The following is a 12,153-nucleotide window of genomic DNA, read 5'->3' as shown; positions in this document are numbered from 1 at the left end:
CCACACTGAAGTGTACGTTTGCTCCACTTTCCTCGCCCTGAATGGATGAACCGTCCATGCCGTACACGCCGCCCCCGGCCACGGACGCCACCGCGCCGACCGCCCCTCCGACCCCGCCCGTCCCCCTGGCGGAACTCCTGGCCCGCGAGGAGCTGGGTCTGCGCCGGATCGCGGGCCCGGTCGAGGCCGACCTGCTGTGGGTGCACACCTCGGAGATGGCCGACCCGTACCCGTACCTCCTCGGCGGGGAGCTGCTGCTGACGGCCGGGGTGCTGCTCGCCGACCCGGACCACTACGTCTCCCGGCTGGTGGAGGCGGGGGCGGCGGCGCTGGGCTTCGGGGTGCGGCCGGTGCACGAGGCGGTGCCCCGTGGGCTGGTCGAGGCGTGCGACCGGTACGGGCTGCCGCTGCTGGAGGTGCCGCCCCGCACCCCGTTCACCGCGATCGCCCGGGCGGTGTGGCGGCTGATGGCCGAGGCCCGCCACCGCGAGCTGCGCCGGGTGGCCCGCGCCCAGCAGGCGCTGGCGACGGCGGCGGCCCGCCCCCACCCCGTACCGGCGGTGCTCCAGCAGCTCGCGTCGCAGCTCGGCGGCCGGGCCGTCCTGGTGACGGCGCGGGGCGAGGAGGTGCACGCGGCGGGAGGCGACGTGGGCCCGGAGGCGGCGGCCGCCCTGACCCGCCTGGCCCGCGTGGTGGCCGGCGGCCGCCCCGGCGCCCCCGCCTCGGCCACGGACGCGCACGACGGCCTCCGCCTGTCCGCCTACGCGCTGGGCGGCGGCGAGGGCCTGGCCCTGGCGCTGGCCGCCCGGCAGCGGGGCCCGGGTGACCACACGGTGGCAGGCATCGCGGTGGTCCTGCTGTCGCTGCTGGCGGCGCCCCACCAGGGGGCGGACGCGGCGGTCCGTTCGGCGGCCCTGGTACGGATGCTGCTGGGCGCCTCCCCCTCCGAGGTGGCCCCGCTCCTGCGCGGCAGCGGCTCCGCCCCCGGTTCTCCCTTCGGCCGCGGCCCCGGTCCAGGTTCCGCCCCCGGCCCCGACTCCGGTTCCGGCTCCGGCTCCGACCTCTGGACGGTGGTCCACGCCCGCCGCACGGACGGCGCCCCGGCGGACGCCCTGACGGCCGGGGCGCTGGGCGCGTCGCTGGGCACGGCCCTGATCGACGTGGGAGGCGGAAGAGGCGGGGGAGGCGGAAGAGGCGTGGAAGGCGGGGCCGACGTCCCGGTCCGCCTGCTGCTGCCGGAGGGGGGCGGGGTCGCCCCGCGGCCCGGCTGGACCCTCGGCGCGTCCGCGCCCACCCCCGTCACCGGTCTCGACGCCGCCGACTCCCTGGCCGCCCGCGCCCTGGCCCGCGCCCGGGCGACCCGCGCCCCGCTGGTGGTGGACGCCCCCGTGAGCGGCCTGGCCGCCCTGGTCCCGCCCGAGCAGGCGGCCGCCCACGCCCGCGCCCTGCTCGCCCCGCTCACCGCGCCTCTGGCCGACACCCTGCGCTGCTGGCTCTCCCTGCACGGCAACTGGGACCGTACGGCGGTGGCCCTCGCCGTCCACCGCAACACCGTCCGCCAACGCATCGGGCGGTGCGGCGAGTTGCTGGGGATGGACCTGGACGACATGGACGTACGGGCGGAGCTGTGGTTCGCGCTGCGGCAGGGGTGAGGCCCCGGGGCAAGCGCGCCGGGCCCGAGCGGCGTCCGGCCCACCGATGACTTTTCCCGCCCGCACCGGTCTCCCCTGTGACCACCGCGACGAGCCCCGTCGCGCACTCCCGGACAGGCGGCACCCACCATGGACGAGCAATTCACGGCGACCCTGCGGAAGAGCCCGGACAAGGGCGGCTGGACCTACGTGGTGTGGCCCGAGTCGGCCGCGTTCTTCGGCACCCGCGGCCTGGTGAAGGTCCGGGGCACCGTGGACGGCCATCCGTTCCGGAGCTCGTTCATGGCTCTGGGCGACGGCACGCACAAGCTGCCGGTGAAGGCGGATGTGCGCAAGGCGATCGGCAAGGAGGAGGGAGACACCGTGACCGTGCGCCTGGAGGAGCGGATCTCCGACTGACCGGGCCGGGGCGCGGACCCCTCCCCTTTTCCCCTCGTGCCCACCCTGCCGTGTACTCCACGGCCTTCTCTCGGTATGTTGCAGTGGCAAAGGGGGTCGCATGGCACGGGATTACGACAGCCAGCTGCTGGAATCGGTGGGGGTACGGCGCCGCAGGATGCGCGACGCCCTGCTCTTCGGTGCGGCACGCGCCCGGCGCACGGCCGACGAACGGCTCGGGAAAGTATTCGCGGGCATCGCCGTCACCGCCGTGCTCTGCGCCGGATGTGTCGGCTGGTCCTTCCTCCAGCACACCCTGGACAAACAGAAGGCGGAGCAGGAGAAGCAGCAGCGGCAGGCCCAGCCGTACGCGTCGCCGGGGCGTTCTTCCGGCGCCGGGGAGAGCCGCTGACCGGCTCCGCCGCACAGCGACGGAACGGATGAGATTCAGCGGCGGGCACTGTGGGTGACTTTTCGCCGAACCGGGCAATACCCCAGCCACCCAAAACCTTTTGCCCAATTGGCCCGAATTTTCGGAATATCACGATGATAGGTTCCCGTAAGTGGTGAGCACAGCAATGACGTCCCGCTCGGAACTGAGCCGGGTGACCCTGGTCGGCGAACGGCGCCGGGCCGACATCGTGCTGCCCTCGGACACCCCCATCGGCCAACTCCTGCCGGACATACTCCAGCTGCTGGACGACCGGGCGGCATCGCGACCGCTGACACGGCAGTTGATCACCTCCGACGGTTCGGCCCTGCCGCACGACAGCACGCTCGCGTCGGCCGGGGTCGGCGACGGCGCCGTACTGCGTCTGGTCAGGACCCATGCGGCGCCGCCCGCCCCCGTGGTCCACGACGTCACGGACCAGGTGGCCGACGATCTCGACGTGCAGGCGTGGCGCTGGCGGCCGGCCGTGCGCCGGGTCGCGGCCGGTGCGTCGACCGTGGCGTTCGCGGTGATCGCCGCACTCCTGGCCCGGCGTGAGGTCCCGCTCGACACGCTGGCGGTGGTGCTGGCGGGCGTCACCGCCGGACTCCTGGTCGGCGGTGCGCTGTGCGCCCGGATCGGGGAGGGCCGTCGCGGGCTGGCGACCGCCCTGCTGTTCGTCTCGGGCGGCCTCGGCGTCCTCACGGCCTGGACCGCGGCCGACGCGTACGGCTGGTCGGGCCCGGCGCGGCTCGCCGTGGTGGCGGCGGCGGTGACCCTCACCCTGGCGCTGCTCGGCCTCTTCTCGCCTCTCGGCCGCGGGGGCCTGGTCGGTGCGGGCGCCACAGCGGTGGTCGCCGCGGTGTGGGAGGCGGTGGCGGCCGTGGAGCCGGAGCCGGCCCGGCTGGGCGCCGCGATGGCGGTGTTCTCCGTAGTGCTGCTCGGCATGCTGCCCCGGCTCACCCTGATGGCTTCCGGCCTCACCGCGCTCGACGACCGCCGGTCGGGCGGAGTGTCGGTCAGCCGCCACGACGTCGCCGACGCGCTGGCCGCCACGCACCGCGGGCTCGCCCTCGCGACCGTGGTCACCGCGGTCTCGGCGACCGCTGCCGGCTGGCTCCTCACGCTCGGCGGAAGGCCGACGGTGTGGACCGTGCTCCTGCCCTCGTTGGTGGCGGTGGTGCTGCTGTCGCGGGCGCGTGCGTTCCCGTTGGTCGCCGAGGTGGTGGCGCTGTTCGCGGCGGCGGCCGTCCTGCTCGTACGCCTGGTGATGCTGTGGATGGAGCAGTCGTCCGGCGGCGTGGGCCCCGTCCTCGTGCTCGGTGTGACGGCACTGCTGCCCCTGCTCGCGCTGTCGATGGAACCCCCGGAGCACGTACGGGTACGGCTGCGGCGCACCGCCGACCTGGTCGAGTCCATCGGCATGGTGGGGTTGTTCCCGCTCGCCGTCGGTGTGTTCGGGGTGTACGGCCAGTTGCTCGGCAAGTTCTGACATCCATGCGGGAGGGCTCCGGTGGGACATCGGAGCGGAGGAGGAAGGCAGCCATGCCCAACGGGGACAACTGGCAGCGCGATGTGCTGCGCGACCTGAGGGGTACGCCTCAGCCTCCGCAGCCCCGGCCGCAGACACAGGCGCGGACACACCCGCACCCGCAGGAACGTCCCGGCAGCACCCCGGCGCAGACACCGCCCCATCCGCCCTCCTCCGGTCGGGCGCCGGCCCCGAGCGCCTCCGCCGCACCCGCCACCCCGTGGCCCGCGCAACAGGCGGCGTCGCCGCCCGCCGCCGCTCCCCCCGCCCGTACGCGACGGCCGGTCCCCTCCCCCGACTCACGGCCCGTCGTGGACGGCGCGCTGGCCGGAACGGCCCGGCGCCCGCTGAGGGGTGAGCCCGCAGCCGCCCGGGCCTCGCGGGCGATACGCCGGATCGTCTCCTCGTCGGCGGCGCGCGAGGTCGCCGAGCTGACCCGCACCGCCGAATGCATCCAGCAACCGGTGACCACCGGTCGGCAGATCTCCGTCACCTCCATCCGGGGCGGAGCCGGCAAGACGACGGTGGCCGCCCTGCTCGGCACGGCGTACGCGCACTACCGCCAGGACCCGGTCCTCCTGGTGGAGGCCGACCCGGCGCTCGGCTCGCTGCCCCTGCGTCTCGGCGCGGAGGCGCTGCGCTGGACCACGGCAGACCTGGCGGACATCGTGGAGCCGCAGATGTCGCTGCTCGACGTCACCGGCTACCTCGTCCAGCTCCCCGACAACGCCTGGCTGCTGCCCGGCAGTCAGGGCCGGATCGGGGCGATGCTGGACACCTCGGCGTACGAGCGGGTCATGGTCGCGCTCCGCCGCTACTTCGGAGTGACCGTGGTCGACTGCGAGACCCTGCCCGCCGAGGTCGCCCGCGTCGCGCTCTCCGCCTCCCAGGCCCGGGTGCTGGCCGCCCCCGCCACGCTGGACGGCATCACCAGCACGTACGCGGTCCTCCAGTGGATGCAGGGGATGCCCCGCCACATGATCGCCGGCACCGTGGTGGCCCTCACCAGCATGGCGGCCCGTCCCGGCATCGACGTGGAGGCCGCCGCCGAGAAGCTGCGGTCCACCGGCGCGGCCGTCCAGGTGCTGCCCTACGACCGGCACCTCGCGGCGGGCGGGACGCTCCGCACCGAACTCCTCGCCCGGCCGACGCGGCTGGCGGCCACCCGGCTGGCCGCCGAGGTCTTCCAGCTCTCCCAGAAGCGCAGGTGACCCCGATGCACGCCACCGCCGCCGTCGCTTCCCCCGACCCCGCCCTCCCCGCCGGACCACGCCGATGAGCACCCGACTGATCCACCGCCCCGCACGGACCACCCGTCCGCCCGCCGCACCCGCGCCCCGCACCATCGAGGCGCCGCCCAACCTCCCCGAGGGGAAGGCGGGCAACATCGCGATGTCGCTGCTGCCGGTCGCCGGGGTCATGTCGTCCGTCGTGATGATGACGGTGGTCCGCAACAGCCAGTTCGCCGCCCTCGGCGCGATCATCCTCGTGGTCACCGTCATCGGCTCCGTGGCGCTGCTCTTCTCCCAGCGCGGCAAGGCCCAGCGCACCCGCCGCACCCAGCGCGAGGCGTACCTCGCCTATGTGGAGGACCTGCGCGAAGAGTTCTCCTCCGAGGAGCGCGAGCGGCGCGAACGCGCGGACGTGCTGAACCCGCCCCCGTACGCCCTGTACGACATCGTGCGGAACCCGGCGCGCCTCTGGGAGCGGCGCAGGGCCGACGACGACTTCCTGCGGGTGCGGATCGGTACCGGCGAGATGCCGGTACGCGAGCTGGGGATCGCCGAGCCGGGTTCGACGGTGCTCACACCGCCCGACCTGTTCATGCTCAACGAGGCGTCCGCGCTGGTGAACCGGTTCCGCAACGGCACCGAACTGCCGCTGACCGTCCCGCTGGACCGGATCGGCGACGTCAGCGTGGTCGGGCCCCGCGAGGACTGCCTGCGGGTGGCCCGTGCGTTGCTGGTCCAGGCCGCCGCCCTGCACGCACCCGACGACGTGGCGATCGCGCTCGCCGCGCCGGGCGACCGGATGGCCGACTGGGAGTGGGCCAAGTGGCTTCCGCACCTGCTGGACACCGAGCAGTTCGACGGCCCGGTGGCCGCCCGCCGCATCGCCCCGTCCGCACCGCAGCTCGCACGGCGGCTCGGCCCCGAGCTGCGCCGCCGCGCCTCGTACGCGGCCGAGGTCAGGCGCGGGCTGGCCGGCAAGGACGCTCTGTCCATGAACTCCCGGCTGCTCGTCGTGATCGACGGGCACGGTGAGGACGCCGTCGATCTGCCGCGTCCGGACGACGCCGTCGGCCTGCGGGAGATGGGCGTCACCGTCCTGCACCTGGTGGAGCGGCGGGTGCAGGAGCCGGGACAGGTCAGCGTACGGATCACCGTCGACGGCACGGACGTGACCGTCGAGGACCTGCGCACGCCGGAGCCCGTGGAGGCGCACGGCACGGTGGACGAGGCCGGCGTCCCGTTCGCCGAGGGCCTGGCCCGGATGCTCGCGCCGCTGCGTCTGTCCGCCGAGTCGCTGGTCGACGCTCCGCTGTCCGGGCCGGTGGAGTTCGCGGCGATGCTCGGCATCGACGACGTGGCCCGGCTCGACCTGGACCGGCTGTGGGCGCCCCGGGGCGAACGCGCGTTCCTGCGCGTCCCGATCGGCATCAGCGACTCCCACGAGCCGGTGCTGCTGGACCTCAAGGAGTCCTCGGAGCTGGGAATGGGCCCGCACGGCCTGTGCGTGGGCGCGACGGGGTCGGGAAAGTCCGAACTGCTGCGCACCCTGGTCCTCGCCCTGGTGGCCACGCATCCGCCGGAGGACCTGGCACTGGTACTGGTCGACTACAAGGGCGGGGCGACCTTCGCGCCGTTCGCGGAGCTGCCGCACGTGGCGGGCGTCATCACCAACCTAGAGAACCAGGCGGGGCTCGTCGAGCGCGTCCACTACTCGCTCGCCGGCGAGGTCAAGCGCCGCCAGCAGGCCCTGAAGGACGCGGGGAACGTCGCGGACATCGGGGACTACGCGGCGCTGCGCGCCGAGAAGCGGCCGGACCTGGATCCGCTGCCGCACCTGTTCGTGGTGATCGACGAGTTCGGCGAACTGCTCACCGCCAAACCGGACTTCATCGACCTTTTCCTCTCCATCGGGCGGATCGGCCGCTCCATCGGCGTCCATCTGCTGCTCTCCAGCCAGCGCATCGAAGGCGGCAAGCTCAAGGGGTTGGACACCTATCTCTCCTACCGGCTCGGGTTGCGGACGTTCTCCGCCGACGAGTCGCGGACCGTCCTGGACACCACGGACGCCTTCCACCTGCCGCCGCTGCCCGGTTTCGGCTACCTGAAGGTCGACACCAGCCACTACACGCGGTTCAAGGCCGGGTATGTGTCCGGGGGTTACCGCGGCCCGGTCCGTCGTCAGGACGAAGCGGAGACCGGCCCGCTGGCGCTGCCGTACGAGGCGTTCAACACCCTGGCCGGACCGGACGAAACCCGGACGTCCCCGGAGCCGACGTCCCGCCGCCGCGAGACCGGGCCGACCGAACTGGGCGTCATGGTCGAGCAGTTGACCGGCGTCGCCGATCCGGTACGGAGCATCTGGCTGCCTCCGCTGCCCGCCGCCACCGCGCTGGACACCGTCGCCGGCCCGCTGGACATCGGCCCGAACGGAATGCGGCTGACCCGTACGGACGCGGCAGGCCGCCGCCCCCTCCGCGTCCCCGTCGGACTGCTCGACGACCCGGCCCGGCAGTGGCAGGGGCAGTGGTTCCTGGACCTGACGGTGGCGGGCGGTCATGTGGCGGTGATCGGCGGACCGCAGTCGGGCAAGACGACGCTGCTGCGCACCCTCGTCCTCTCCCTCGCGCTCACCCACACCCCGCGCGAGATCGGCGTGTACGGACTCGATCTCGTCGGCGGCGGTCTCCAGGCGCTGGCGGGGCTGCCGCACGTCGGAGGCGTCGCGGGCCGCGCCGACCGGGAGCGGGCGGCGCGCACCGTCGAGGAGGTCCGCGCGATGCTCGCGCTGCGCGAGGACCTCTTCCGCGAGCACGGCATCGACTCGGTCGAGCAGCTGCGCACGCTGCACGCGACCGGGCGGCTGCCCGAGCTCGCATCGGCGGAGATCCTCCTGGTCATCGACGGTTTCGGCGCGCTGCGCGACGACTTCGACGAGCTGGACGACGCGATCGCCGACGTCCTCAAGCGCGGCGGCGGGTACGGCATCCACGTCGTCGCGGGCATGCTGCGCTGGAACGACGTACGCATCGCCGTCCAGTCCAACTTCGGCACCCGCGTCGAGCTGCGCCTCAACGACCCCGGTGAGTCCAGCATCGACCGCAAGCTCGCCGAGACCCTGTCGCCGGACGAGCCGGGCCGGGTCCTCACCGACGCCAAGCTCTTCGCCCAGGTGGCGCTCCCCCGCACGGACGGTGTCGCCGACACGGTGGACCTCGGGGCCGTCCTGGAACGCACGGCCCGTACGGTCCGAGCCACCTGGGGTGGCGAAGTCGCCCAACCCGTACGGGTGTTGCCCCACATCCTTGAACCGCACTCGCTGCCGGGCCCGGCGGCCGAGCCCACTCGCGTACCGATCGGGCTCGACCAGTCGGCGCTCGCGCCCGTCCTGCTCGACCTGTTCCAGCACGACCAGCACCTGCTGGTGCTGGGGGACAGCGAATGCGGCAAGACGAACCTGCTGCGGACGGTCGCGCACGGCCTCATCGACCGGTACGGCGAGGACGAGCTGGTGTTCGCCGTGATGGACCCGCGGCGCTCGCTGCGAGGCGCGGTTCCGGAGGAGTTCAACGGCGGATACGCCTACAACGCGAAGCTCTGCGCCGGCCTTTCGGCGGGCATCGCCACCGAACTGGAGAAGCGCCTGCCCGACGAGAACGCCCGCCTGGAGGACCTGGAGCCGGGCAACTGGGGGAAGGGGCCGCGCATCGTGGTCCTCGTCGACGACTACGACGTGCTCACGACCGCCGGGCAGTCCCCGTTGTCGCCGTTCCTCCCGTACATCCCGTCGGCGGTCGACATCGGCCTCCACTTCGTCCTGACGCGCCGGGTCGCCGGTGCGTCGCGCGGCATGTACGAACCGCTGGTGCAGGGGCTGCGGGAGTCGGGGGCGTCTGCCCTGGTGATGGCGGGCGACCGGAGCGAGGGCCAGCTCTTCCCCGGCGTGTACGCCTCACAACAGGCGGCCGGACGAGGCGTGTTCATCCGCCGGGGCCGGCCGAACCGCTTGATCCAGACGGTGTACGCGCCGACCTGATCCGCCGGGACGGAACAGCACCCGGCACATGCCCGCCGCCGAACGACGACGAAGGACCGGACGACCCCTCCATGACCAAGGACGTCATCGCCCTCACCCCCCGCATGCCCGACCCCTGGGCCGTCCTGGCGGGCCTGCTCGCAGGCGGCCCCGACAAGCTCGTCGACACACGGGGAGAGGGGGCGGTCGTACAGCTCTGCGATCCGGAGGGCCGCCCGCTCGTCTCCGTGGAAGCGCCGCTCCTGGTCTCCGTCGAGGGCGAGGCCGAGCGGCTGCTCGGGACGGTGCCGCCGCCGGTGCCGTACTGGTGGACGGAGGCCCGCGCCACGACGGGCGTCGCCGAGGCGGAACAGCTGGCGGGCACGTTCGCGGCCCGGCTGGCCACCCTGGTGGGCGGTTCCGCCTGGCCGCCGGACTCGGTCGGCTCGGTCGCCGTGGTGAAGACCGAGGGCGTGAGCGTCGCACCCGAACCCGCGGCCGCCCAGCCCGCCGTCGACGTCCTCACCGAGAAGGTCGCGGTCGTCATCCAGGACCGCCCGGTGGTGGCGATGACGGCCTGGCTGTCCGACGCCTTCCGGGCAGCGGCTGCCGCGGGCCTCGGCCTCCAGATCGTCTCCCCGGCGGGCACCACGCTCTCCCCCGCCGTACGGGACGCGCTGGGCGGGTGGCCGTCCCGCTGGATCGTCCAGGACGAGGAGGACGGCTACTACGACGGTCTGACGGGAGCCGTACTGCGCTGGCAGGACGGCGCGTTCGACCCGGTGCTCTCCCCCGACGCCGTGGAGGACGAACCGCGCACCCCGGTGGCGGCCGCCTACCAGCGGGTCCAGGACACCGGCGAACGCCAACTCGGCCTGACCTTCCGCATGGTGCACCCGGCGGACGAGCGGCTGGTGCTGGGCGGCGGCCTGGAGACCGTGTGGCGTGAGCTGACGGGTGAGCCGCCGGCCGGCTGGGGAACCTCGGAACCGGCCAACCTCCCCTGGTCCCCGGCCCGGTTGACCGATGTCGCCCACGGCCGGGCGCCGGAGCCGACCTGGTTCGTCGTGGTCGGCCACCGCTCGCGACCGGGGATCGCCACCGTACGGGTCACGCGTACGACGGCCGGTGTGGAGGAAGAGGTCACGCTGGCGTTCGGCTACGGCGCGGACGAGGAGCCGCCGCTGGACGCTCTGCCCGTGGCCGCGGAGGCGCTCGCCACGCGCCACCATCTCCAGTCGATGCTCGTACAACTTCGCAAAGCACGCCGCGACATCGCCGTGCCCCCGCGCTTCGAGGGCCCCGGAGTCCCGCTGGCCTTCGTGCTGGGCGCGGAGGAGGTCCGCGCGATGCCGGGAGACCGGGCACGCCGCACCCCGCTGGACGGACGGCCGGTGCCGCTCGGCCCGAGAACCAGGCAAGCCCTGTACTACCCGCTGCCGGGGGATCCTTCGGATCTGTCCGGGTGGCAGGAGTTCGAGCGGCTGATGCGGCATCTCAAGGGGGCGTAGTTCCGCATCGGCCGCGATCTGGCCGATTGCAGATTGCAGTAGCGATGCCGAGGTTGATAGACAAGGGTGTACGCGTACGTTCGTTCGATGTGTTCGGTGGAACGGGGGGTTGTTGATGAAGTTCGACATGGGGGCGTCGGTCCTGTCGAGGCTGTTGTCGGATTCGCAGGGTGCGAGTACGGATCTGGGGACGCTGATCCAGCAGTTGATCACTGCGGCGGAGCCGTTGGAGGGGAAGTTCAACGGGGCCGGGAAGGTCGCGTTCGACGACTTCAAGACGCGTTCGGACGAGATCACGAAGGCGTTGAACGCGTCGTTGTCGGGGATCCTGGGCGGTCAGTCGGGGATGGACGCGGCGTTCGGTTCGGGTGATCAGGAGCAGGGCGAGAACGCGCGGACGCAGATGGCGTCGGCGAATTTCGACGCGGCCCGGTTCTCGGGTCGCTGACACCGCTCGTGGTGAGCGGTCAGTCCGGGTTTTGGGTCTGACGGGGAGTGGGGAACTGATGGCGGGCAGCACGGATCGGCGTTCGTACGACACCGGGGCTTCGACGGAGGTGCAGGCGTCGCTGCAGGTGGTGATCGGCCGCCTGGAGCAGGTGATGACGGCGCGGGACGCGCAGGTGAAGGCGGCGATGAACGATTTCGCGGCCGACGGGGTGGCGGAGGAGTACCACGGCAAGGAGCAGCGGTGGTACGCGACGTCGCAGGAGGTGCGCAACATCATCCGGCTGCTGCGTTCGACGCTGGAGAAGAACGACGCGACGGCCGCGCAGACGTTGTCGCGGGCGAAGGCGGCGGTGGACGGCATCGGCTGACCGGCCGACGACGGTCGATGGTTTTCACCCACCCGGTGGGGTGGATCGGTTTTGTGGTGCGTACGGGGGCGTGGGATGACCGGGTGGGACATCAGGCCGCAGGGTGTGCAGGGCCAGTTGAAGGTGGTCGGTGGGCACGCCGGTGAGCTGGAGAAGGCGCTGACTGCGTGGCTGAAGGACCTGGGGGAAGCGGCGCAGGCGGCGGGGACCGCGGTTCCGGGGTCGGCGGCGAGTACGGCGTTGCATGGTCCGGTGGCACCGGGGCAGGCGCCGTTGTCGCGGGCGGCGTCGGGCCCGGTGGCGGCGGCGCTGGGTGAGTACGTGACGGCGCGGCAGCCGCAGTTGAGGTCGATGTCGGAGCGGGTGCAGGCGGCGGTGCTGGGTGCGGCCACGGCGGTGAACGAGTACCTGGAGGGTGACCTCGAGGCGGCGAAGCAGGCGCAGGACGCGGCGAGGTCGGTGCGTCTGGACGTGCTGAGGGATCTGCGGGGTGCGAAGTGAGCGACTCGCAGCCGGTGGTTCTGGAGGGCATACCGGTCTTCACGGGTGATCTCGCCCTGCTGGACACCAAGGTGAGGGAGCTGGTCGG

At 73.2% G+C, this 12,153-nt stretch carries 10 protein-coding genes; all 10 read left to right on the top strand.

What is annotated here, in order from left to right; translation table 11 throughout:
• Positions 1 to 41 precede the first annotated feature (41 nt).
• A complete protein-coding gene (locus ACH4K1_RS27325; protein WP_398092232.1) occupies positions 42 to 1,652 on the top strand; it encodes a PucR family transcriptional regulator in 1,611 nt (536 codons plus the stop codon).
• Positions 1,653 to 1,781: 129 nt separating this feature from the next.
• The gene (locus tag ACH4K1_RS27320) at positions 1,782 to 2,051 is read left to right on the top strand and encodes a DUF1905 domain-containing protein (protein ID WP_398092231.1); all 270 of its coding nucleotides are present in this window, start codon (positions 1,782 to 1,784) and stop codon (positions 2,049 to 2,051) included.
• A gap of 100 nt (positions 2,052 to 2,151) precedes the next feature.
• The gene (locus ACH4K1_RS27315) at positions 2,152 to 2,442 is read left to right on the top strand and encodes a hypothetical protein (RefSeq protein ID WP_398092230.1); all 291 of its coding nucleotides are present in this window, start codon (positions 2,152 to 2,154) and stop codon (positions 2,440 to 2,442) included.
• 166 nt (positions 2,443 to 2,608) lie between these two features.
• Positions 2,609 to 3,952, top strand: a complete 1,344-nt coding sequence (gene eccD, locus ACH4K1_RS27310; protein WP_398092303.1) for a type VII secretion integral membrane protein EccD — start codon at positions 2,609 to 2,611, stop codon at positions 3,950 to 3,952.
• 53 nt (positions 3,953 to 4,005) lie between these two features.
• On the top strand, positions 4,006 to 5,202 hold the full coding sequence (locus ACH4K1_RS27305) for a MinD/ParA family protein (protein WP_398092229.1): 1,197 nt from the start codon (positions 4,006 to 4,008) through the stop codon (positions 5,200 to 5,202).
• Between the two features lie 64 nt (positions 5,203 to 5,266).
• Complete coding sequence (gene eccCa / locus ACH4K1_RS27300) at positions 5,267 to 9,256, top strand: type VII secretion protein EccCa (RefSeq protein WP_398092228.1); 3,990 nt, start codon at positions 5,267 to 5,269, stop codon at positions 9,254 to 9,256.
• A 71-nt stretch (positions 9,257 to 9,327) separates the two neighbouring features.
• Positions 9,328 to 10,746 carry a DUF6177 family protein gene (locus tag ACH4K1_RS27295; RefSeq protein WP_398092227.1) on the top strand — a complete coding sequence of 473 codons (1,419 nt, stop codon included), beginning with the start codon at positions 9,328 to 9,330 and terminating at the stop codon, positions 10,744 to 10,746.
• 115 nt (positions 10,747 to 10,861) lie between these two features.
• Positions 10,862 to 11,194: a hypothetical protein gene (locus tag ACH4K1_RS27290; protein WP_398092226.1), complete on the top strand. Its 333-nt coding sequence runs from the start codon at positions 10,862 to 10,864 to the stop codon at positions 11,192 to 11,194.
• A 58-nt stretch (positions 11,195 to 11,252) separates the two neighbouring features.
• The gene (locus ACH4K1_RS27285; protein WP_228991320.1) at positions 11,253 to 11,564 is read left to right on the top strand and encodes a pore-forming ESAT-6 family protein; all 312 of its coding nucleotides are present in this window, start codon (positions 11,253 to 11,255) and stop codon (positions 11,562 to 11,564) included.
• A 75-nt stretch (positions 11,565 to 11,639) separates the two neighbouring features.
• On the top strand, positions 11,640 to 12,065 hold the full coding sequence (locus ACH4K1_RS27280; protein WP_398092225.1) for a DUF6507 family protein: 426 nt from the start codon (positions 11,640 to 11,642) through the stop codon (positions 12,063 to 12,065).
• The last annotated feature ends 88 nt before the right edge of the window (positions 12,066 to 12,153 follow it).

It is taken from the genome of Streptomyces sp. NPDC017448 (assembly GCF_044330565.1).
Classification (GTDB): Bacteria; Actinomycetota; Actinomycetes; order Streptomycetales; family Streptomycetaceae; genus Streptomyces.
This window is presented reverse-complemented; position numbering and strand designations above follow the sequence as displayed.